Source organism: Rhodopseudomonas boonkerdii (assembly GCF_021184025.1).
GTDB classification, from domain to species: domain Bacteria; phylum Pseudomonadota; class Alphaproteobacteria; order Rhizobiales; family Xanthobacteraceae; genus Tardiphaga; species Tardiphaga boonkerdii.
On the sequence record NZ_CP036537.1, the window covers coordinates 1,549,352 to 1,570,392 of the forward strand.

Annotated in this window: 21 protein-coding genes; 12 read left to right on the plus strand and 9 right to left on the minus strand. The window is 61.9% G+C overall.

Features of this window, described 5'->3' with window-relative positions; translation table 11 throughout:
• Positions 1 to 104: 104 nt before the first annotated feature.
• From phnD to phnE (E0H22_RS07260), 3 genes are all read left to right on the plus strand, one after another.
• Complete coding sequence (gene phnD / locus E0H22_RS07250) at positions 105 to 1,043, plus strand: phosphonate ABC transporter substrate-binding protein (RefSeq protein ID WP_233024975.1); 939 nt, start codon at positions 105 to 107, stop codon at positions 1,041 to 1,043.
• Between the two features lie 72 nt (positions 1,044 to 1,115).
• Positions 1,116 to 2,000 (plus strand): phosphonate ABC transporter, permease protein PhnE, encoded by an 885-nt coding sequence (gene phnE, locus E0H22_RS07255; protein WP_233024976.1) that lies wholly within the window; start codon positions 1,116 to 1,118, stop codon positions 1,998 to 2,000.
• Positions 1,997 to 2,845 carry a phosphonate ABC transporter, permease protein PhnE gene (phnE, locus tag E0H22_RS07260; RefSeq protein WP_233024977.1) on the plus strand — a complete coding sequence of 283 codons (849 nt, stop codon included), beginning with the start codon at positions 1,997 to 1,999 and terminating at the stop codon, positions 2,843 to 2,845. Before phnE (E0H22_RS07255) ends, phnE (E0H22_RS07260) begins: the two co-directional genes overlap by 4 nt.
• Before the next feature lie 95 nt (positions 2,846 to 2,940).
• On the opposite strand, the gene E0H22_RS07265 is transcribed toward phnE (E0H22_RS07260), so the two are convergent.
• Entirely contained in the window at positions 2,941 to 3,495 is a 555-nt protein-coding gene (locus E0H22_RS07265; RefSeq protein ID WP_233024978.1) for a glutathione S-transferase family protein, read from the minus strand.
• A gap of 69 nt (positions 3,496 to 3,564) precedes the next feature.
• On the minus strand, positions 3,565 to 4,209 hold the full coding sequence (locus tag E0H22_RS07270) for a glutathione binding-like protein (protein WP_233024979.1): 645 nt from the start codon (positions 4,207 to 4,209) through the stop codon (positions 3,565 to 3,567).
• 99 nt (positions 4,210 to 4,308) lie between these two features.
• On the opposite strand from E0H22_RS07270, the gene E0H22_RS07275 reads away from it, so the two are divergent.
• The 6 genes from E0H22_RS07275 (at position 4,309) to E0H22_RS07300 (ending at position 9,049) form a co-directional block, all read left to right on the plus strand.
• Complete coding sequence (locus E0H22_RS07275; protein ID WP_233024980.1) at positions 4,309 to 4,959, plus strand: TetR/AcrR family transcriptional regulator; 651 nt, start codon at positions 4,309 to 4,311, stop codon at positions 4,957 to 4,959.
• Positions 4,960 to 5,051: 92 nt separating this feature from the next.
• A complete protein-coding gene (locus E0H22_RS07280) occupies positions 5,052 to 5,417 on the plus strand; it encodes a YciI family protein (RefSeq protein WP_233024981.1) in 366 nt (121 codons plus the stop codon).
• Positions 5,414 to 6,685 carry an RNA polymerase sigma factor gene (locus tag E0H22_RS07285; protein ID WP_233024982.1) on the plus strand — a complete coding sequence of 424 codons (1,272 nt, stop codon included), beginning with the start codon at positions 5,414 to 5,416 and terminating at the stop codon, positions 6,683 to 6,685. Before E0H22_RS07280 ends, E0H22_RS07285 begins: the two co-directional genes overlap by 4 nt.
• Positions 6,686 to 6,846: 161 nt before the next feature.
• Positions 6,847 to 7,266, plus strand: coding sequence for a VOC family protein (locus E0H22_RS07290; RefSeq protein WP_233024983.1), 420 nt, complete (start codon positions 6,847 to 6,849; stop codon positions 7,264 to 7,266).
• A gap of 72 nt (positions 7,267 to 7,338) precedes the next feature.
• Positions 7,339 to 8,538: a multidrug effflux MFS transporter gene (locus E0H22_RS07295; protein ID WP_233024984.1), complete on the plus strand. Its 1,200-nt coding sequence runs from the start codon at positions 7,339 to 7,341 to the stop codon at positions 8,536 to 8,538.
• Between the two features lie 37 nt (positions 8,539 to 8,575).
• Positions 8,576 to 9,049, plus strand: a complete 474-nt coding sequence (locus E0H22_RS07300) for an anthrone oxygenase family protein (RefSeq protein ID WP_233024985.1) — start codon at positions 8,576 to 8,578, stop codon at positions 9,047 to 9,049.
• Positions 9,050 to 9,215: 166 nt separating this feature from the next.
• On the opposite strand, the gene E0H22_RS07305 is transcribed toward E0H22_RS07300, so the two are convergent.
• Both E0H22_RS07305 and E0H22_RS07310 read right to left on the minus strand, forming a co-directional pair.
• Positions 9,216 to 10,013 carry an SDR family NAD(P)-dependent oxidoreductase gene (locus E0H22_RS07305; RefSeq protein WP_233024986.1) on the minus strand — a complete coding sequence of 266 codons (798 nt, stop codon included), beginning with the start codon at positions 10,011 to 10,013 and terminating at the stop codon, positions 9,216 to 9,218.
• An 88-nt stretch (positions 10,014 to 10,101) separates the two neighbouring features.
• Entirely contained in the window at positions 10,102 to 12,333 is a 2,232-nt protein-coding gene (locus E0H22_RS07310; protein WP_233024987.1) for a TonB-dependent siderophore receptor, read from the minus strand.
• 193 nt (positions 12,334 to 12,526) lie between these two features.
• Here E0H22_RS07310 and E0H22_RS07315 point away from each other — a divergent pair, with 193 nt between their 5' ends.
• A complete protein-coding gene (locus E0H22_RS07315; RefSeq protein ID WP_233024988.1) occupies positions 12,527 to 13,183 on the plus strand; it encodes a glutathione S-transferase family protein in 657 nt (218 codons plus the stop codon).
• 270 nt (positions 13,184 to 13,453) lie between these two features.
• Entirely contained in the window at positions 13,454 to 13,600 is a 147-nt protein-coding gene (locus tag E0H22_RS07320; RefSeq protein ID WP_233024989.1) for a hypothetical protein, read from the plus strand.
• Between the two features lie 313 nt (positions 13,601 to 13,913).
• Here the strand turns inward: E0H22_RS07320 and E0H22_RS07325 are convergent, their stop codons facing one another.
• Positions 13,914 to 14,624: a TetR/AcrR family transcriptional regulator gene (locus tag E0H22_RS07325; protein ID WP_233024990.1), complete on the minus strand. Its 711-nt coding sequence runs from the start codon at positions 14,622 to 14,624 to the stop codon at positions 13,914 to 13,916.
• Between the two features lie 207 nt (positions 14,625 to 14,831).
• On the opposite strand from E0H22_RS07325, the gene E0H22_RS07330 reads away from it, so the two are divergent.
• Positions 14,832 to 15,284: a YciI family protein gene (locus E0H22_RS07330; protein WP_233024991.1), complete on the plus strand. Its 453-nt coding sequence runs from the start codon at positions 14,832 to 14,834 to the stop codon at positions 15,282 to 15,284.
• Here E0H22_RS07330 and glgA read toward each other — a convergent pair.
• The 4 genes from glgA to E0H22_RS07350 form a co-directional block, all read right to left on the minus strand.
• Positions 15,257 to 16,675 carry a glycogen synthase GlgA gene (glgA, locus tag E0H22_RS07335; RefSeq protein WP_233024992.1) on the minus strand — a complete coding sequence of 473 codons (1,419 nt, stop codon included), beginning with the start codon at positions 16,673 to 16,675 and terminating at the stop codon, positions 15,257 to 15,259. The two genes, E0H22_RS07330 and glgA, sit on opposite strands and share 28 nt — an antisense overlap.
• A 201-nt stretch (positions 16,676 to 16,876) precedes the next feature.
• Positions 16,877 to 18,268 carry an MFS transporter gene (locus E0H22_RS07340; RefSeq protein ID WP_233024993.1) on the minus strand — a complete coding sequence of 464 codons (1,392 nt, stop codon included), beginning with the start codon at positions 18,266 to 18,268 and terminating at the stop codon, positions 16,877 to 16,879.
• A gap of 209 nt (positions 18,269 to 18,477) precedes the next feature.
• Positions 18,478 to 19,881, minus strand: a complete 1,404-nt coding sequence (locus tag E0H22_RS07345) for an MATE family efflux transporter (RefSeq protein ID WP_233024994.1) — start codon at positions 19,879 to 19,881, stop codon at positions 18,478 to 18,480.
• A complete protein-coding gene (locus E0H22_RS07350; RefSeq protein ID WP_233026182.1) occupies positions 19,878 to 20,381 on the minus strand; it encodes a helix-turn-helix transcriptional regulator in 504 nt (167 codons plus the stop codon). The genes E0H22_RS07345 and E0H22_RS07350 overlap by 4 nt, the downstream gene beginning before the upstream one ends.
• Positions 20,382 to 21,041 lie beyond the last annotated feature (660 nt).

The window sequence follows — 21,041 nt, forward strand, 5'->3', positions numbered from 1 at the left end:
ATGACGTCTGCCCGTATTTCGGGCGCGCGATGTCATCGCGGCGATAGACGTTCCGTCTACCAATAAGAAACTCCGTCACCTCTAGAGACCACGCAGGGATTGTCATGATCAATCGTCGCTCCATCGTGCTCGGCGCCGCCGTGCTCGCCTTTGCTGCCGGTTCTGCCTCCGCGCAGGACTACAAGGCCAAGTATCCGGAATTGACCTTCGCCGTCGTGCCGGCCGAGAACGCCTCGGGCGTCACCGAGCGCTGGACGCCGTTCACCTCCTATCTTTCGAAGGAGCTGGGCGTGAAGGTCAATCTGCGTATCGCCAACGATTATGCCGCTGTCATCGAAGGCCAGCGGGCCGGCAACATCCATATCGCCAGCTACGGTTCGGCGTCGTTCGCCCGCGCCCGTCTCACCGGCGTGAAGACTGATGCTTTCGCCAACGACATCAATATCGATGGTTCGACCGGCTATTACTCGGTGTTCTTCGTCAAGGCGTCGAGCCCCTACAAAACCGTGCAAGATCTGAAGGGCAAGAATCTCGGTCTCGTCGATCCGAACTCGACCTCGGGCAATAACGTGCCGCGCTTCGAGCTCGACAAGATGGGCATCCACGACGCCGACGCTTTCTTCAGCAAAGTCGTGTTCACGGGCAGCCACGAAAACGCGATGCTCGCGCTGTCCCAGGGCACCGTCGATATCGCCGCCAACCAGTGGACCAATGACGCGGATTCCACTCTGCAGCAGATGCTCCACAAGGGCATGCTGAAGAATGCCGACGGCTCGGCGATGAAGAAGGACGACTTCCGCATCATCCATAAGTCGGCTGCGATCATCAATGGCCCTTATGCTTACGGTTCGGACCTACCCGATGATCTGAAAGCCGCGATCCGCAAGGCGTTCGACGAAGCTCCGATCAAGGACAAGGCTGCGTTTGACAAGCTCTCGGACGGTCAGAAGAAAGGCTTCCATCCCGCCACCACCAAGGATTGGGATGCGACCATCGAGCTGATCAAGTTCGTCGACGCCCTGCGCAAGAAGAAGGCGTCGTAAGGCCAAACTCTTGACGGGAGCCGGGTCGGGCATGATCCGGCTCCTTTTCTTTGCCGTCCGAAAGTCGCATCGATGCCCGCCGCAGTCTCCATATTGCCGAGTCAGCAGCTCGCTGCGTTGAACGCCGCCTATCGCAAGGCCGTGTCGCGCCGGCGGCTCCGCACGCTGTTGTCGGTCGCGACCTGTGCCGTCGTGCTGTTCGTGGCAGCCGTCGGCGCCGAGGTGAACGTCACAACATTCCTCGCGAAGATCGGCAACTTTTTCAGCTATTTCGATCGCATCTTCACGCTCGATAGCGGCGTGCGGGTCTGGAACGATATTGCCGAATGGTTCTGGGGCTGGGACAAGTGGCTGAAGCTGCTTGGTGAAACCGTATTGATCAGCTATGTCGGCACGGTCGTTGGCGCGTTGCTGGCCTTCTGTCTGAATTTCCTCGCTGCCGAAAACACCGCGCCGTCGCGCTGGCTGCGGTTTGTCGTCAAGCGCTTCATGGAATTCTGTCGCACGGTGCCGGACATCGTCTTCGCGCTGATCTTCGTCATCGCCTTTGGGCTCGGCCCCATGGCCGGAGTGCTCGCCATCGCCATTCATTGCGTCGGTGCGCTCGGCAAGCTGTATGGCGAGATCGTCGAGAATATCGATATGAAGCCGGTGGAGGGCATTCGCTCCACGGGCGCAAGCTGGATGAGCTGTATGCGTTTCGCGGTACTGCCGCAGGTGACCGCGGGGTTCGCCAGCTACACGCTGTTGCGTTTCGAGATCAATGTGCGTGGTGCTTCGGTTATGGGCTTTGTCGGTGCCGGCGGTATCGGACAGGAGCTCGTGGTCGCCGTCCGAAAGTTTTACTATTCCGACGTCAGCGCCATCCTGCTGATGATCATCGTCACCGTCTTCGTCATTGACATCGCCACCGGCTGGCTGCGTGGTCGACTTTTCGGCAAGGAAGCACGGTCGTGAACAAGCCATCTGACATCGATACCGATGAGCTGCGCGGTCGCTATCCCGGAGTCTTCGATCGCTCGCTGAAATCCCGCGCGGCGGCGCCGACCATTCTCGTCGCGGCGTTGGCGCTGCTGATCTTGGGTCTCAATGAACTCGATTTCTCGCCCGGCCGGATGCTGCATGGTCTGCAGCAGCTCGGTTGGATCACCATGATGATGATCCCGCCAGATCCGGGCTCGTCGCTCCCGGCCTATCTACAGGCGATGGGCGAGACGCTGTCGATCGCTGTACTCGGCACCACGCTGGCTGCACTGCTGGCACTGCCAGTGAGTTTGCTTGCTGCACGCAATGTCATTCCGTCAGCGTGGCTGCGTTTTCCGGTGCGTCGTTCGCTCGACACGATCCGTGGCATCGATACGCTGATCTGGGCGCTGGTCTGGATCAACGTGGTCGGCCTCGGCCCATTCGCTGGCGTGCTCGCCATCGCGGTGTCGGATTTCGGCGCTTTCGGAAAATTGTTTTCCGAAGCCATCGAAGGGGCGGACAAGAAGCAGGTTGAGGGCATTCGTGCTTCCGGCGGCAGCCCTCTGCATGAAATCCGCTTCGGCCTGATGCCACAGGTACTGCCTGTCATCGCCGGGCAGGTGCTGTATTTTATCGAATCCAACACGCGCTCCGCCACCATCATCGGCATCGTCGGCGCCGGTGGCATCGGTCTGCAGCTCGCCGAACAGATCCGCGTGCTGGAATGGCAGAAGGTCTCGTTCCTGATCCTGATGATTCTGGTGGCGGTGGCGGCCATCGACTGGATCTCCGGCCGCCTCCGTTTTGCGATCATCGGTCGGCGCGCGCTGGCGTAACAACAAGAAGCGCATCCCGCGCAATTAAAGCTCCGTCATGCCCGGCCATGACGAGGCAGTTTGGCGAATTGTGGAGTGATCGTGTCGCTGCATCGTCACGCCCTCTTGCGGACTCTTGGAAGCGCGCTGTAGCCGGGAATGCGACTGATCTGGGCGAGCCATCTCTGAATGCCGGGATAGATGGTCATATCAATCGACGCTTCGTCGGCAACGGAAACCAGTGGCGCGCAGGCGATGTCGGCGAGCGTCGCGCGGTTCAGTTCCAGCCATTCATGGGTTTTGAGGCGCTGTTCCAGAACGTCGAGTACAACACGCGCGCGCTTGAGCGGTCCTGTGGGATCTCCAGGCGCGCGAAACGCGATGTGGTTTCGCGCCAAGCCGATGCCGTTGTGAATTTCATTGGCATCGACAAACAGCCATTGCATTACCTGCGCGAGATCGCCGGGATCGTCGTGCCACCAGTCCCGGGGATTGTAGCGTTTGGCCAGGTAGACGAGGATCGCGTGACTGTCGATCAACGTCTTGCCGTCGTCCACCAGCGCGGGTACCTGCCCGAGGGGATTGACGGCGAGATAGCCGTCGCTCCGCTGCTCGTTGGTCAGAAGATTGACGCTCTTGTCCTCGAAGTCGAGATCGAGGATCGACAGCATCAATCGCGCGCGATGTGTGTTGGCGGAATAAGGGAAGCCGTATAGGAGGCGCACCATCAGGTTTGCCCCCTAGGCAGCCGCTTTGTGGCGTGCTTGCTCGGCCTTGAACAGTTTGAACTCCTCGCTAACTGCCCGCACCACGCTTGGTCGTTCGCGCATCCTGCCGTGATAGGCCTTGATCGCCGGCCATTGATGGAGATCGAGCTGCGGGATCACCGTGGTCCAGTTCAGCACCGTGGTGAGATAGGCATCTGCAACACTGAAGCGCTCCAGCAGGAATTCGCGACCTTTGAGATGGTTCTCGAGATAATCGAGCCGCGAGCGGCCGGTCTCCAGCGCATAGGCCTTGGCCTCGGCCGGCGTTTTCTTCGAGAGCTGTGGCTGGAACAGCGCCTTGTGTAGTTCGGTCCCGATGAAGCACAGCCACTGCTGCAGTCGGCTGCGCTCCATGCCCGTTCCGGCCGCGATCGCGGAGTCCGGAAAATGCTCGGCCACATACTGGAGGATCGCCGCATTTTCGGTGAGGATCACACCGTCGTCGGTGCGTAGCGTGGGCACCAGGCCGAGCGGATTGATCGCGTGGAAATCCGAACCGTCCTGCAGCAGCGTCTTGCTCGGTGGATCGACCTCAATGAAGCGGGCTTCTCCTTCTGCCTCATAAAGCGCGATGCGGGTGGCCATAGAGCAAGCCATCGGCGAGAAATACAGATCCATGGGTGCTTCCTTTGCTGACTGGTGCAGTGCAGTGGTGCAGTCGATTGATTTTTGTACTGTCTCGCATAATAATTGGACGGTCAAGGAATTAATTGCGGTATGGTACAAAAAAGAAAGCCGAGCCCTGCGGCGGCAAGCGGGGCGGGAGAGGGTAAGCGCCGAGGGCGGCCGCGGGCGTATGAGCCGGATGTGGCCATCGGTCAGGCACTCGATCTGTTTCGCCGCACCGGCTATGCCGCCACATCGCTGGACGATCTCAGCACGGTCACCGGCATGAACCGGCCGAGCTTGTATGGCGCCTTCGGCGACAAGCGGGCGCTCTACATCAAGAGCTATCAGCGTTATCGCGATGACTACACTGCCGAGGTGATCGCGCTGTTCAAAGCGGATATCGATATCCGCGAACGGCTGCGCCGCTTCTACGCCGCCGCGCTCGATATCTACACGACCGGGGATGTCGATCCGCGCGGCTGCTTCGCCGTGATGACGGTGGCGTCCGATGCCATCGCCGATCCGGAAATCCGGGCGATGATGGTTGAAAGCTTCAAGGAACTCGACGATGCCTTTGCCTGGTGCTTCCGCACCGCGATTGCACGCGGCGAATTGCCGGAAACCGCCAATGTCGATGTGCTGGCAAAAATGGCATCCGCCTTGCTGAACCTGTCGTCGATCCGCGCACGTGCAGGGATTCCGCGGGCCGAACTCGACGCCATCGTGGATGAAGCCATCACCCAGCTCTGCCGCGCATGATGCGGGAACCCGCCTGCGCGTCACGTCACAATAATTTCAGCTAACCTGTCGGCATCGTCTTGCGCGACCCGTCTTTCAATCAAGGAGCACCCATGCTGTACGCCATTCTCTGCTACCATGATGAAGCCGTCGTCGGCGGCTGGTCAAAAGATGAGGACGATGCCGTGATGGCGAAGCTCGCCGTCGTACATGGCAAGCTGGCCCAGCAGGGACGGCTCGGCCCGGTGGCGCGGCTGCTGCCGACCACGGCGGCCACCACGCTGCGCAAGGACGATCCTCCGGTGGTGCTCGATGGTCCGTTCGCGGAGACGAAGGAGCAATTGCTCGGCTTTTATGTCGTCGAGGCGGAGAATCTGGACGGCGCGCTCGAGATCGCGCAGGAGCTCGGCCGCGCCAATCCTGGCGGCGCCTATGAAATCCGTCCGATCGGCGTCTTTCACGGAGCGTTTCAGTCATGACCGATGTCGCCTGGATCGATGCGGCCCTGACCACGGCGCGTCCCCAGGCGCTCGGTGCACTGCTGCGCTATTTCCGCGATCTCGACACCGCGGAGGAGGCGTTTCAGAACGCATGTATTCGCGCGCTCAAGACCTGGCCGCAAAACGGCCCACCGCGCGATGCCGCCGCGTGGCTGATCATGGTCGGCCGCAACACTGCCATCGACGATCTCCGCCGCAGCAAGCGACAGCAACCGTTACCGGACGACGATCGTGCGATCTCCGATCTCGACGATGCCGAGAGCGAACTCGCCGACCGGCTCGACGGCTCGCATTATCGCGACGATATTTTGCGGCTGCTTTTCATTTGCTGCCATCCGCAATTACCGGCAACCCAGCAGATCGCATTGGCGCTCCGCATCGTTTCCGGCCTCACGGTGAAACAGATCGCCCGCGCATTTCTTGTCAGCGAGGCCGCGATGGAGCAGCGCATTACCCGCGCCAAATCCGCCATCGCAAAGAACAAGGTTCCGTTCGAGGCCCCGGGTGCACCGGAGCGGAGTGAACGGCTCGCCGCTGTTGCCGCCATGCTTTACCTGGTTTTCAACGAGGGCTATTCCGCCGGCGGTGAAAGCGCCGGTCTGCGTGCGCCGCTCTGCGAGGAGGCGATCCGTCTTGCTCGCCTGCTGCTCAAGCTGTTTCCCGCCGAGCCCGAGATCATGGGCCTTGCAGCATTAATGTTACTGCAATATGCGCGTTCGAGCGCGCGCTTCGATGCCAACGGCGCAGTGATCCTGCTGGAAGATCAGGATCGCTCGCTGTGGAATGGCAAGATGATCGCCGAAGGTCTGGCGCTGATCGACAAGGCCATGCGCCATCACCGTACCGGCGCCTATCAGATCCAGGCGGCCATTGCCGCGCTGCATGCGCGCGCTGCGACGCCCGCGGATACGGACTGGGCGCAGATTGAGTTGCTGTATGGCTCGCTCGAAATCCTGCAGCCGTCGCCGGTAATCACGCTTAATCGTTCGGTGGCAGTGTCGAAAGTGCGGGGGCCACAGGCAGCGCTCGATATGATTGCGCCATTGGCTACAAAACTCGCCAATTACTTTCACTTTTTCGGTGTGCAGGGCGCTTATCTGCTGCAGCTCGGCCGCAACGACGAGGCCCGGGAAAGTTTCAATCGGGCTATTGCGCTGGCGAACACCGCCGCCGAAGCGGATCATATTCGCAAGCATATCGACCGGCTGATGGAAGACAGCAAGGAAAAGATCGTCGCAAAGCAGTAAAGTGGAGCGGGCCGCGGAGGCCGAGCCTCCACCGGGAACCCCGTCTTGCGAAAATCTTCAGGCGATGTCGGGTCTGGAGGTGCCCATTCGTCCTTGAGGCAGTGTCACGGCATGGCCCCCCGGCGATGCGAGATTGTTGACCAAACCCGAAGGAAACGATCATGCAGATCAATCCCTATCTCCATTACAATGGCAACTGCGAGGAAGCCTTCAAATTCTACGAGAAGGCGATCGGCGCCAAGGTCGATGTCATCATGCATGTGGAAGGCTCGCCGGCTGCCGAACAGATGCCGCCCTCGATGGCAAAAAAGGTTCTGCATGCGCAGATCAGCATCGATGGCGAAGTCATCATGGCATCGGATTCTCCTCCGGACTATTTTGAGAAGATGCAGGGATTCTCCGTCTGCCTGCAGGCCAAAACGCCGGCTGAAGGGGAGAAATGGTTCAACGCGCTGGTCGATGGCGGTATAGCGAAGATGCCGTTCGCCGCCACGTTCTGGTCAAAGGGTTTTGGCATGTGCATCGACAAGTTCGGTGTGCCCTGGATGATCAACACGGCGCAGGACTGTCCCGATCAGTGATGTTGTCCGGCTTCTCCCCGCGATATGCGGGGAGAAGCATCACTGGTTCATATGAACTGAAAAGTAGCTGAAATGTCTTCGTTTGCTCGCAATGCCATCGTGCTCGGTCTGCTCTGTGCCGTCGGTCCCTTCGCCATCGATATGTATCTGCCGGCGTTGCCGGATATTGAAAGCGATCTCGGTGCCACCACGTCGGCGACACAGCTGACACTGACCTCTTACTTCATCGCCTTCGGTCTGTGCCAGATCGCTTACGGTCCGCTCTCGGACGTCTATGGTCGCAAGGCGCCGCTCTATGCTGGCCTCGCGCTGTTCGTTGCGGGTTCGGTCGGCTGCGCATGGGCGCCGACCGTGGAATGGCTGATCGCGTTTCGTTTCGTTCAGGGCCTTGGCGCTGCGGCCATGGGTGTGATCCCGCGCGCCATCATTCGCGATCTGCATACGGGCGTCGAGGCGACGCGGCTCATGTCGCTCGTGATGCTGGTATTCTCGGTCTCACCCATCCTCGCGCCGCTCGGTGGCAGTGCGCTGATCGTGCCTTTCGGCTGGCGCGCGGTGTTTGTTGCCGTGACGGTCGCCGCACTGATCGCTACAGTGCTGCTGGCCACGATGCTGCCGGAGACGCGGCCTGTGCATGAACGCATCCGCGGCGATGTCCGCAGCGTGCTCGGTCATTTCGGTGTGCTGTTTCGCGACTGGCACTTCCTCGGCCTCACTTTTATCGGCGGATTCGGCATGTCCAGCTTCTTCACATTCCTGTCGATGTCGTCCTTCGTCTACATCAAGACCTATGGCCTCACGCTGGCGGAATACAGCGTGGCCTTCTCGATCAATGCTGTCGGCTTTATCGGCGTATCTCAGCTTGCGGGTCGACTCGGCGCGCGTTTCGGCATGGGGCGCGTGGTGATGGGCGCCGTTGCGGCCTATGCTTTCTTCGCGATGTTGCTGCTGGCGCTGACGCTAGCCGGCTTTACCAGCCTTTGGGTGCTGATCCCGCTGCTGTTTACGTCCTTCGCTTTTCTCGGTCTCGTGATCCCGTCGACTATGGTGTTGTCCTTGGAGGAGCATGGGCCGATCGCCGGCAGCGCCAGCGCGCTCGGCGGTACACTGCAGATGCTGACAGGCGGCGTGGTGATTGCTGTCGCCGGCCTGTTCTTCAACGGCACGTCGCTGCCGATGGTCGCGACCGTCGCATTGACGGCAATGGCTGCACTCGCCATCACGATGGTCACACTGCGTCCGCGTGAACTGTCGCCGCAGCTCGCCGAATAGGCTAGGTTGCATCACCCGGGGAAGAGGGATGAAGCGAATGACGTTCGGTCTGGCCTTTGCCGCAGCGATCGGATCGGGGCTCATGGCCGGACTGTTCTTCGTCTTCTCGGTGACGATCATGAGCGCGCTCGGCAAATTGCCGGCGCCAGCCGGTATCGCCGCGATGCAGTCGATCAATACCACGATCTTGAGCCCGCTGTTTCTCACGGCATTCATGGGGACGGCGCTTGTTTGTGTCGTCCTCGCGATCATCGCGATGCTGAATTGGGCCGGGCCGGCATCCGGCTGGCTGGTCGCGGGCGCGCTGCTTTACGTGGCCGGCACATTTCTCGTTACCATCGTCTTCAACGTGCCGATGAACGATGCGCTGGCAGCCTCCGCCGCCGATAGCGGCGAAGCTGCCGCCATCTGGTCGCGTTACCTTTCGGTCTGGACCGGCTGGAATCACGTCCGCACAGTGACTTCGACCGCCGCGCTCGGTGCGTTCATCTGTGCGCTGAGGCAGCTTTAGGTACTGATGAATATCGCATTGTGTCCCGGGCGCGCTGCAGCGCGCAACGCTGCTGCGCAGAATCGGGACCGTGACGAACTCTGGCGTTTGATGCGGTCCCGGCTCAGCAGTGTGCCACTTCGTGATGCACTGCGTCCGGGACAAAGCTCTTTTGATAGGTCAGACTCTAGCCATTAATCCCCTCGCGCCGCAGCGTCGGAAGACCGATGCCGGTGGCGTCGAAGCCGCCATCTACCGCGAGCATCTGGCCGGTGATGTAGCTGGCGCGGTCGCTGCACAGATAGAAAATGGCGTCCGCCAGTTCGTCCTCGCCGCCGTAGCGATTCAGCGGAATCGCATCATGATAATCGGCGCGGATCGCCGGTGTATGCACCGCCTTGGCCATGGCGGTTTCCACCGGACCAGGCGCCACCGCATTGACGCGAATGCCGAGCAACGCGAGCTCGACGGCGGACTGTTTGGTGAAATGAATGATGCCAGCCTTGCTGGTGCCGTAAGCGACGCGCAGCGTGGACGCGCGCAGCGCCGAGATGGAAGCAATGTTCACGATGGCGCCGCCGCCATGTTCGCGCATCAGCGGTGCGGCCGCCTTGGTGCAAAGGAACGGGCCGGTGAGGTTCACGGCCATGATGCGCTCCCATTCCTCCAGCGTTGTTTCGAGCAGCGGCTTGAAATTCGCGATGCCGGCATTGTTGACCAGCGCATCGAGCCGGCCGAAGCGGGCCTGCACGGCGGCGAAAGCCCGCGTCACCGCGGCGGCGTCGGAGACGTCGGTATGCAGTGCCAGCGTGTTGTCGGGATCGTTCAGTGCCTTGGCGCTGGTATCCAGCAAGTCGCGCTCGATATCGAGCAGAGCCACGCGATAACCCTCGCCGAGAAACCGTTTCGCCACCGCGAGCCCGATGCCGCGCGCGGCGCCGGTGACGAGTACGACTTTACGAATGTTGGCGTCAGCTTTGGTCATGTCCTGCCCTGTCATCCTTGATCGTTGCAGGGCTGTTTAGAGAACGCGAACGGCCGGGACAAGCCCGGCCGCAACGTCATGCTGGATCTCAGAACCGATAGGTCGCCGAGCCTAGGACCGTCCGTCCTACGCCCGGGAAGCAGTCGCCGCGGGCGAGGCAGGCGGTCATGTGGCGCTTGTCGGCGAGGTTGCTTGCGTTGATCTGCAGCCGCCACGGACCGGTCTCGTATTTGATCATGGCATCGAACAGCGTGTAATCCGGCGTCTGCAGCGTATCGGTGCCGTCCCAGGACGCGCCGACATAGCGCACGCCGCTGCCGATAGTGACCTCACGCAGGCCGAGGGCCGACAGCCGGTAGGTGCCCCACAGCGACGCCTGCTGTTCCGGCACGATCTCGATGTGCTTGCCGGCATTGTCGCCGCTCTCCACCTTGGCGTCGAGATAGGTATAGGAGCCGATCAGGTTGAGATCAGGCGTCACTTTGGTGATGACTTCCAGCTCGACGCCGCGAATGCGGACCTGGCCGGTCTGGACCGAGATCAGCGGATTGGTCGGGTCGGACGCGAGGCGGTTCTTCTCGACTGTATCGAAGATGGCGCCGTTGATCGCAGTCCCCGGGAACGGATTGTATTTGAAGCCGACCTCGTAAATTTCGCCGCGCTGCGCCTTGCAGATGTCGGCGCAGACATTGGCGCCGAACACGGGATTGAAGGACGTCGCATAGGTCACGTAGGGATTGAAGCCAAACGGCGTCTCATACATCAGGCTGGCGCGGCCGGTGGTTGCCCGCGTGTCCTCGCTGGGGCTCCCGGCGAGGCGGCTGCCGACGAAATCCTGCCGGATGCCGAGGGTTGCGAGCCATGGGCCGGCGCGAAGCTGGTCCTGTGCATAGAGGCCGAGTTGATTCTGGCGCAGATGGGGATTGTCGAACAGCTCGGGGGCGATCGTCGTCGTGTAAACAGGCGCATAGAGATCGAACGGCGTCGGATCGAAGGCGCTCCCGATGCGGCTGCGTTCATTGACCTCGCGATAGTCCGCACCCACCAGCACCTTGTGGCTGACCGCACCGGTGAGGAATTTGAACTGCAGATTGTTGTCGATGGCGATCTGGTCGCGCGTTATCTGCTGATTGTCCAGGAACCGCGCAACCGTCCGGCGCTCAGGATCGAGATAGGGGTTGTCGGGATTCGAGAAACTGTCCGAATAGCCGGTGCGATAGATGCTCTCGATATGAGTGTAGCGCAGATTCTGCGTGAACTTCACAGCGTCGTTGAACGAATGCTCGAAGATGCTGCCGATGCCGGCGGTTTCGGCCTGGTACACGTCGTAGCCGGGATAGCCGGTGAAGCGTGTGATGGGAATAAGACCGTTCGGACCGGGATAGAGCATGCCTTCATGCGGCATGAAACCGGTCCCGGTGCTCGACTTATCTTTCTGGTAAAAGCCCTGAAGGGTCCAGTTGGTGTTGGTGGTCGGCCGCCAGGTCAGCGACGGGGCGAGCAGGATGCGGTCGTCCGGCGTGAAATCGGTCTGCAGGTGACCGTCCCGGAACACGCCGACGAACCGATAGAGCCATTCGCCGTCCTTGGTCAGCGTCCCGGTCGTATCCATCTGAACCTGCTTGCGTCCGAAATTATCGAACTGCACGCCGATCTCATTGAAGCCGTCCGCCCGCGGTCGCTTCGAGATCAGGTTGATCAGGCCGGCTACCGACGTGTCGCCATACAACACCGAAGGGCCGCGAAATACCTCGACGCGCTCCAGCATATAGGGGTCCTGCCGCCATTCGCCGAACTTGAAGGTGTTCACCGCACGGGTGCCGTCGAGGAAGATGTTGGGATCCTGACCGCGGACGCGCGGATAGTCGCCGCGCGAGTCCATGCCATAGGGGTCGGCGAGCACGCCGGGCACATAGCGTATGGCTTCCTGAACATTGGTGGCGCCCTGATCGGTCATGCGATCGGCGGTCACCACCGAGATCGATTGGGCGGTCTCGCGCAGCGGCGTGTCGGTCTTCATGCCGGTGCCGCTCTGGCTGGCGAGATAGCCTTGAACCGGGCCTGTGCCACTTTCGAAGGCTGCGGCTGACGCCACGGCCGCGGGCGCTCTGGTCGCGTTGCGTGCGGATGCGCGACGGCTTGTCGTGGAGCGCGATGCTTGCGTGCGCTGCGGACGGGCAGGTGTGGCCCGAGGCTTCGCCTGTTCGACGACGACGGGAGGAAGCTGGTTCTGCGCCTGTGCAGGAGCTTCGATAGCGAAGGCCGTCAGCACGGCAAAGGACGCTCCGACGACTCGCTGCGATGTACTGAAATTGAACATATTTGCTTGCACCCCCGATTGATCTTCCGCGGGTTCGGTAACAAGCGCGTGAGACGATGGGAACGCGTGGAGGCCATTTCCACAGGCTGCCAGATTAGTATCGCTCTATGTTTGATTGAGAATAATTGGCAGCGAGGCCTGTCGGAACGGTTCGTGTCCGTTCGTCTTCCAGCAACACCATGCAGGAGGAACCATGTCGCTCACGCTTCACTACCACCCGCTGTCATCCTATTGCTGGAAGACGCTGATCGCTCTGTACGAGAATGATACGCCGTTCACGCCGCATGTGGTCAATCTCGGCGACGAGGCTGAGCGCGCGGCGTTGTTGAAACTGTGGCCCATCGGCAAGTTCCCGGTGCTGCAGGACGATGCGCGCAGCGAGGTCGTGCCGGAGTCTTCCATCGTCATCGCGTATCTCGATCGGTACTATCCGGGTAGCATACGTTTTATTCCCGACGGCGATCTCGGTCTGCAGGTTCGGCTGCGTGATCGCTTCTACGATCTGCATGTGCATGATCATGTGCAGAAGATCGTCGGCGACAGGCTGCGTCCGCGGGATCAGGTCGATCCGTTCGGCGTCGAACAGGCGAGGGCGAAGCTGCGTACGGCCTGGGATATGATCGAGCACGATATGGCCTACCATGAATGGGCGATGGGTAGCGCCTTCACGCTGGCCGATTGCGCCGCGCTGCCGGCGCTGTTCTACGGCAACAAGGTGCTGCCGTTTGTCGAGACGCACAAACGCGTGGCGGCCTATCTTGAACGGCTGCTCGCGCGGCCGTCGATTGCGCGCGTCATCGCGCAGGCCGGTCCATACTTCCACATGTTCCCGCAGGAGGCATCCGGATAAGCGATGCGGCTCTGTCCATGCCTTCGCGATGGTCAAGACATGGATGCCCGGTATTCGCTGGGAAGGATGGGGAGTCCGATTTCATCGGCGATGTCACCTTCGCCAGAGCCCGTGAAGCAACCAGACCCGGGTTTCGGGCCAAGCTTTTAGCGGGGATACTCTGCCGATCCAGCAAAAGCTCCCGTGCTGGCCGAACGGGACGTTCGGAATGCCATTACATTCGCGCAGGGCTCGCTAAGGTCCCGCTGATGCGAAATCAGGCAGGCCGTAATGCGGTCCACATCCGGGATCGATGACTGGCAAAGCCTGAATACGTCGGGCGTGCATGCGCGCCGCTGCTGCGGCGTGCCCTGCGACCAAGCCGGCTGGGCAGATGCGGCGGAGGTGAAAACCAAGGCGGCGACGGCGATACGCTGACTCAATGTCATTCTGTGTCTCCAGGCGAGATCGTTACGTGTGATCAGTGTGTGGTTTCCGGCCGCTACGCGTTCCGGGTTGACTGCGCGTGCCGAAGGATCGCCAAGCCATGGCTCGCGGCATGTTGTCGATGCCCGTGCCACGGCAGGCGGAGGCCCCTATGCATCTAGGCCTCATCTACTCTGACCATTAAAGTCATAATGACTAAAAAGTCAATATGAAAATGCAGCCGCATGATCGCCCCGCCGGAACTCGTCCAGAGCGGTAAATTGCGGCGATCAATCTTGAGGAGCGCTGAACTCGGGCGGTATCTTCAGCCGGTTTTCTTCGGGTCGCGCGCTGCCGGGCGTTTGGGCTTCGCCGTACGATCCGGCAGGGCGGGCTGCGCACTTTCCTGCGGCGACGGCAGGGATGCGAGCGCGGATTTCACCTGGCGTGCATCGGCGCCGAGCGCGCGCAGGATCGCGGCGACCGTCGGTTCGCGGTCGTGTCGGGACAGCCGTCCCTCGCCATAGGCCACGGCCAGCTGAACCATGATGCCGACGATAATTTCCAGGCTGAGTGCTGGTGACACGCCGCCGCCGAGGCTCTTCGACAATGCGCTGAGATCTTCGAAGACATACCGCTGGCGCGCGATGACGCTGCCGCTTGCTGATGTGGTGATCATCCGTGCGAGGGCGGCGGCCCATGCCGGATTGGCGATTGCCTTGTCGATCAGGTAGCCGCAACTGAAGGCGATACGCGACGCTGGGTCGCTGCGCGCGAGTCGCCCTGGTTGGAGCGCATCATCGACCGACGCGAGCAGCTCCTCCGCAACCACTGCCGTCAGCGACCGCAGATCGGCGAAATGGACATAGAACGTTCCTTTCGCGACGCCGGCCTCCTTCACCACATCGTCCACGGTGACGGATTCCACCGCCTGACGGGCGAACAGCGCGTGGGCGGCAGCAATCAGCTGGGCCCGCGTCCTCGCCCGTTTCTCCCGGCCGATTTCGGCGCGGCGGACGGGGTCAACATTAGCCATGGCATCACCGGGTGTTCGTTATCCGATTGCCAGTAAGTCAATTTGACCAAAGCGTCTAGTCGCTCCATGGACGCAGATCGGGGGCGGCAGCAGCCTGTCCGCGCCCTAAGCGCGCCTCGGGTCCGGAAATAATTTCGCCGGTCATGTCGGGCCGGCGGCAGCTGCTTCGTCATCATTGCAATCGAATATCACGACGGAGAAAGACCGATGCGTTTCATGGTGATTGTGCATGCGAACCAGGATACCGAAGCCGGCGTGATGCCGTCGACGGAGCTGTTGACAGCGATGGGAAAGTTCAACGAGGAGATGATCAGAGCCGGTGTGATGCAGGCCGGTGAGGGGCTGCACCCGACTGCCAAGGGCACCCGCATTCGCTACAATGGCGATAAACCCGCGGTTACCAATGGACCGTTTCCGCTTTCGCGCGATCTCATTGCAGGCTTCTGGCTGATCGAGACGGAAACGAGGGACGACGCTATTGCCTGGATGAAGCGGGCGCCCTTCGACGATGGCGCCGAAATCGAAATCCGCCAGGTCTTCGCGCCGGAGGATTTCGGCGAGGCATTCACGCCCGAGCTGCGCGAACAGGAAGAACTGATGCGCAGGTCACTCGAAAGCAAAGGCAGTCAGGGTCAGGCGGCAAGCGACATCTTCCGATAGAGCGAGCTGTAGCTCGCCGCCGAAATGTTCCACGAGAAAGATCTTGCCATGGCGCTGCGGCGCATGGAGTTCAGCCGATCCTGCGAACCGAAGGTCGCAAAGGCACGCAGGATACCGCCGAGAAACGACTCGGTGGAGGGCTTGTTGAACAGGAAGCCGGTCTCGCCATCGATGATGGTCTCGGCGAGGCCGCCGGTCTGATGCCCGATTGGCAGCGAGCCGAAGCGCTGGGCGTACATCTGGCTGAGTCCGCAGGGCTCGAAGCGCGACGGCATCAGGGTGAAATCGCTGCCGGCGAAAATGCGGCGCGCTTCGCGGTCGTTGAAGCCGATGGCGACGCCGATAGCGTCGGGGCGGCGACGATGTGCCTCCATCAACGCATTCTCGATGGCTGGCTCGCCGCGGCCGGTGACAACGATCTGTCCGCCGGCCGATACGATGGCATCCGCCGCTGCGAGCACGAGATCGACGCCCTTCTGGTGAACGAGGCGAGCGACCAAACCAAAAATGGGCCCGCGCGAGAGCGCGAGCCCGAATTGCTGGCGGACACCGTCGGCATTGGCGCGTTTGGCTTCCCAATCGCCGGCGCCAAACGGGCGCATCAGCTCCGAGCAGAACCGTGGGTCCCATGTCTCGTCGATGCCGTTGAGAATGCCGGTGAGCTGCGACGCGTTGGAGCGTTTCTTCAACAGGCCCTCCAGGCCGCAGCCGAATTCCTCCGTGGTGATCTCGCGCGCATAGGTCTCGCTCACCGTGGTGAGATGCGTCGAATAGTTCAGGCCGCCCTTAAGGAAGGAAAGCTTGTCGTAGAATTCGATCCCGTCGATATGGAACGAGTTCTCCGGCGCGCCGATCCGGCGCAGCGCGGTTTTCGGAAACAGGCCTTGATAGGCCAGATTGTGGATGGTCAGGATGGTCGGGATTTGGACCTGGCTCCAAGCCAGATAGGCCGGCACCAATGCCCCCGGCCAGTCATTGGCATGGACGAGATCGGCCGCCCAGTTCGGATCGAGATGGCCGCTGGCGAGCAGCGCGGCGGCCGAGGCGAAACGGGCGAAGCGGATGTCGTTGTCCGGCCAGTCGCGCGCGCTCTCGTCGCCATAGGGGTTACCGGGGCGGTCATAGAGCTGTGGGCAGAGCAGAACATAGACAGGCATGCCGTCTCTGGTTGCGGCAAGGCCGAGCGAGCAGGCCGGCATCTCTGCCAGCGCCGGACAGTGACCGACGATCTCGATGGGCCCGCATTGGGAGACGACGTCCCGATAGCCGGGGAGGATGACGCGGACGTCGGTCCAGTTGCGCAATGCACGGGGAAGGGCGGCCGACACGGCGGCGAGGCCGCCGACGCGGACATAGTCGTCGATCTCAGGCGTGACGAAAAGAACCCTCAAGCGCGCCCTCTTGCCCCAGACGCCGCAGGTGAATGGAAACCGGTTCGACGCGTTCGGGTGGAAGACTACCTAACGGTTTTGGAACTCAGTTTTATTACTTGCGGGACAAATCAACTGCCTTTGCATTGCAGTATATCACATCACTTAATGCGGCATTGCAAAAGAGAAATGTGAAGCGCGCGATTTGTCGCGAGTACTTTTTTATGCGTCGGCAGGCTGCTGCACGACGAGCCGCAGGAAGCTCATGATGCAGCCCACGGCCGCAAAGCCTGCCCCGACCGCCAATGCCCAGGTGGCGCCGGCATGGCCGAACAGGCCGAAGCAGAAGGCGGCGAGGGCCGCGCCGGTGCTCTGGCCCGTCAGCCGGGCCGTGGCGACGATCCCGCTGGCGCCGCCGCTGCGGCCGGCGGGGGCGCTGGACATGATGGCCTTCATGTTCGGCGCCTGGAAGAAACCGAAGCCCGCGCCGCAGATCGCCATCCGCCAGACAATATTGGCGATGCTTGGCTCCGGCGGCAGTGTTGCCAGCAGCACCATGCCGATACCGAGCATCGCCAACCCGATGCCGCCAAGCAGACCGGCGGGGTATCGGTCTGATAGCCGGCCAGCGATGGGTGCCATGATGCCCACGACGAGCGGCCAGGGGGTCAGGAAGAAGCCGGTCTCGACCGCCGAACGATGCAGAATTTCCTCGAAGTAGAAGGGCAGCGACACGAAGGCGAGGCCCTGGACCGAGAAAGAGCATACTGCCGTCGCAGCCGACAGAGCGAACAGCGGCCGGCGGAACAGATCGATGGGCAGCATCGGCGCGGGGTGCCCGGCCTGCTTTCGCAAGAGCACCCAGCCGAACAACAGTCCAGCGATCAGTTCGGCAATGACGACCGGTGCGGAGACGTGATGGGCGGCGCTGTCGATGCCGGTGATTAGGAGACCGAGGCAAGCCACGGCCAGCAGCGCGCCGAGATAGTCGAACCGGTGCGTGGCGCGCGGCGTCTTCGGAAGGGTCTTGAGGCTGATGGCGAGCGCTGCGAGGCCGAAGGGCAGATTGATGGCGAACAGCCATTCCCAGCTTGCCACGGAGAGAATAGCGGAGGCGATGGTCGGCCCAAAGGTGAACGACGTCGCGACGATGAGGGCATTGTGCCCGAGGCCGCGGCCGAATTGGTGCGGGGGATAGACGGTGCGTACCAGCGCGGCGTTGACGCTCATGGCGCCGGCGGCCCCGAGCCCTTGCAGCACCCGTGCGATCAGCAGGGTTTCGAGCGACCAGGCCAGCGCGCAGGCGACCGAGGCCGCTGTAAACAGGATCAGTCCGAACAGATAGATGCGTTGATGGCCGATGATCTCGCCCAGCGCGCCGAACGGCAGCAGCGTCGCGACCATGGCGATCTGGTAGACATTGACCACCCAGATCACATCGGCCGGCGTCGCCTTCAACTCCGCCGCGATGGTCGGCAATGCGACATTGGCGATCGCGGTGTCGAGGGAGGCCATGGCCAGCGCCGTGAAAATCGCGACGCGCGCCCAGCGCTGCTGCTGAGGCGTCAGCTTTTCGGTCGGCTGAGGGGCCTGTGCCGCGATGCCATCTGCCATTTTGTGGGGATTCCCGGATGCGGCCAGAGTGGCCGATCCCGGCTATCTAGGCCAGTTCGCCGCTGGCCTGCAGGTGTCCGGTTGCATGTGCCGTATGCGTGCCTCGCCGCCTCGAGAGGTAGGATGGGTAGAGCCAACGGGCCGCGCGAGGTGCGCCCGATGGGTTTCGCTGCGGCGCTGGCGCGCCTGCGCTCTACCTTTCCCACCGCTCAGCTCGTTTTCTTGAACCAGGTGCCGGCGGCGACGGCGGTGACGATAATGGTGCCGTAGATCACCAGCGCCAGCGCGAGGCAGGCGAACAGCCAGGTCAGAGATCCCGTCATTTGCAGCACCAGCCAGCCGCCTCCGATCGAGATCAGCAGACGCAACACCCCGGCCAGCAGCGGATAGAGCATTTTGCCGGCACCCTGCGAGGCAAAATACAGCGACAGGCCGAGGCCGAAGAATCCGTAGGCGGGACCGACGATGCGCAGATAGGTGCTGCCCGTCTCGATCATCTGCGGGTCCGAGCCGAACAGGCCGAGCCACGCTGCCGGCCAGATCGCAGCGGCAAGGCCGATGCTTTCGGTGATGGCGAACACCATGGCGCCGCCGATCAGCGCCGCGCGTAACGCCCGGTCCTGCTGTCCGGCGCCGATATTGGTACCGACCAGCGCCACCAGCGGTCCGCCGAAGCCGAATGCCAGCGGCACCATCAGATATTCGAGGCGCACGCCGGTGCCGAAGCCGGCCACGGCATCGCCGCCGGCAAAGCCGCCGACCAATGCGGTGGTGAGCAGCACGGTAAAGCTCGTCTGCAGCGAGATCACCGCGGCGATGGCGCCGACGCGCAGGATGTCGGCCGAGAGATCCCAGCGCAGCCGGGCCCATTTGAAGTGGACGATGCAGCGCCCCGACAGAATGTAGCCGCCGAGCACCGCAGCGACGGTGAAGGTCGAGATCACCACCGCCCAGCCTCCGCCAGCGATGCCGAGCGCGGGCACCGGCCCCCAGCCGAAGATCAGCAGCGGCGATAGCGGAATCAGGATGGCGACGCCGATACAGATCGATAGCGAGGGCACCAGCATGTTGCCGGTGCCGCGGATGATGCTGGCAAATCCGTTCATCAGCCAGACGAGAATGCTGCCGCCAAACACCACATTGGAATATTGCAGGGCTGCATCCAGCGCGCCGCCGCCGACGCCCATGGCAGTGTAGATGGCGCGGCCGAAAATCAGGAAGATCGCCGAGCCAATGAGGCCAAGCAGGATGTTGATGACGGTGGCATGCAGCACCAGCGCTTCGGCGTCGTCGGTACGCCGCGCCCCGAGCGCACGGGCGATGGCGGAGGAGATGCCGCCGCCCATGGCACCGGCCGAGAGCATCTGCATCATCATGAAACCTGGAAAAACCACGGCCATACCGGTCAGCGCATCGCTGCCGAGATGCGACACCCACCAGGTTTCGATCAGGCCGGTCGAGGCCTGCGCCAGCATCACCAGAAGATTGGGCCAGGCGAGCTTGACCAGTGTGGGGACGATCGGTGCCTGCAGCAGCATGCGCGTGCGCGGGTTCATCTCCGGCACCGGCGTAGGGTTGGCAGCGGCGATCGCCTGGGGTGTTTCGATTTTCATTGTATTCCGTCCTTCTGCGGGCGCGGTTTGGTGAGACGACGCTGCACACGCGCACTGGCAGCAGGACCGGGGGCATTGGCGTGGGTGGCTTCGGTGATCGGCTTGCCGGTCAATCGATCGACCAGGATTGGATCGGCGCGCTGTCCGGTTTCCTTGTCGATGAGAATGACGCTCTCGCCCTCTGGCGCGAAATGCCGGTTGCCCCAGCTTTGCAGCGACCACAATACGGCGCGGAAATCGCGGCCGCGCGGGGTGACGATGTATTCGTAGCGCGGCGGCTTTTCGGAATAGAGCCGTTTCTCCAACAACCCAGCCTCGACCAGCACCGCGAGGCGCCGGGTCAGCATGTTCGGCGCAATGTTCAGGTTTTTCTGAAACTGGTCGAAACGCGTCATCCCGTAGATGGCGTCGCGCATAATCAGAATGCTCCACCACTCGCCGACGCGCTCAAGGCTGCGGGCGACTGGGCACTCCATCTTGTCGAAGCTCTTGCGTTGCATGGCAACAAGGATAGGCAAGTTACTATCATCATGCAAGTTGCTTGGCCAAAAGCAGCCCGGATCGATTTCCCGGCGCTTGTTGCCGGTAACTCAATCCAGGCTAGGGGAACCTACCAGTGGCCGCCGACCTGCAGGCCGGCGACATAGAAAACGGCAAAAGTCAGCGCCATCGCGGCGCCGATGAGCAGTTGCTCGCGAAGCGGAAGCTGGAACCAGGACATGTTGACCCCAAGTGAAAGGCGACGATTTCCGGTAGAGCATCGGCTTGCGCTTGAAAAGTTAAAACGTAGTTCCATGCTCCGAAGCCGGAGGACATGCGAGCGGACATAAAACTCCATCCCCATCCTGAGAGTCTGACTCATAAAGCGGTCGAGGTGGTTTTCGGCTGCTTTGGTTCGGAATAATGCCCGTTCAGCTCAGTATCTCGCTTCTCCGCCCCTCATCCTGAGGAGCCGCGTAGCGGCGTCTCGAAGGATGGCCGAAGAGCGCCGAACCAAGCTATCTCATGGTTCGAGACGGCGCTACGCGCCTCCTCACCATGAGGGACAGAGCTTGTTGCGTTCCGCCTGGGCGACCAACAGGGCCAAACTACGGACCACATTTCCAGTCAGGCTCTGAGGAGCGGCTTCTGGCCGTGTCTCGAAGGATGGCCGTACACTC